Consider the following 1008-nt stretch of genomic DNA (forward strand, 5'->3'; position numbering starts at 1 on the left):
GGCTGACCAGGAGCAAGCTTTTCTAAGCTAATACCAGTACCTTCTAGCTGGTCAGCGGCGTGTACCCAATAGCGACTATCAGTCCATAGACCTGCAAAATCGGCCGTGACAACGAGTGTACCAACTGAGCCTGTAAACCCTGACAACCATAACCGCGCTTGCCAATATTCCGGTAAATACTCAGATAAATGCGGATCGGCTGACGGTACAATAATGGCGGTAAGGTCTTGTGCGACTAAAGTTTTACGTAAGCTATCGATACGATCATGTATGGCTTGTTTATTCATCGAATGTTTCCTTATTGATTTTAGAGAGGTTTTATCGTGAGGCGACTATGGTTAGTCGTCTTATTCGAGCGGGTAAATCTTGAGCATTAAGTAAACGATCAGTATTTAGATCATTTATATCTAGCACTAAGTTTTCATAAAAATTCAAATAAACGAGGCTAACTGCTACAAAGAGTAGTATAGTATTTTAGTAGAACATCATTAGATGTTTGGGCACAGCGCAGGCTTTCAATAGCTTAGACAAATATCTTAACAAGTAAACCAATAAGACGCGTTCCCACAACTGGTAACACGTCTTAAATTTGTCTTTTATTGAGCGTATAGCCTGTACAAAAGTAACGTTAAAGCGCTATTTATTGGACAGCCTTATCAGCATGCTCGCTCTTTTTGAGCATATTATTGATAGGCTTTGCTAATATTAACAAGATGGCAGCCGTCACCACCAAAAAGACGGTCATTGTGGTAAATAATGTTGGTAGACCTTCAATTTTATCAGCTGACACATTGCCACCGAAGAATGCCGCAACCAAATTACCCATCGCTAAAGATGCAAAGAAAAGCCCCATCATCTGTCCTTGCATGCCCTTTGGTGCAAGTTTCGTCATTGACGACAGACCTACAGGACTAAGTGCCAACTCGCCAAGTGTCAAGAGCAGCAAGCTACCAACTAGCCATAAAGGCGATGCTAGGCCCGTATCATTGGTCAAAATACTTTTTGAGG

At 41.8% G+C, this 1008-nt stretch carries 2 protein-coding genes; both read right to left on the reverse strand.

The window, feature by feature from the left end; translation table 11 throughout:
- The coding region (locus tag ACS8FD_RS16970) for an aminopeptidase P family N-terminal domain-containing protein (RefSeq protein WP_439276703.1) at nucleotides 1-287 on the reverse strand (287 nt) is incomplete at its 3' end.
- A gap of 353 nt (nucleotides 288-640) precedes the next feature.
- A partial coding sequence (locus tag ACS8FD_RS16975) for a POT-type proton-dependent oligopeptide transporter (RefSeq protein ID WP_439276704.1) occupies nucleotides 641-1008 on the reverse strand: 368 nt, incomplete at its 5' end.

This window comes from Psychrobacter sp. 1U2, from assembly GCF_051847575.1.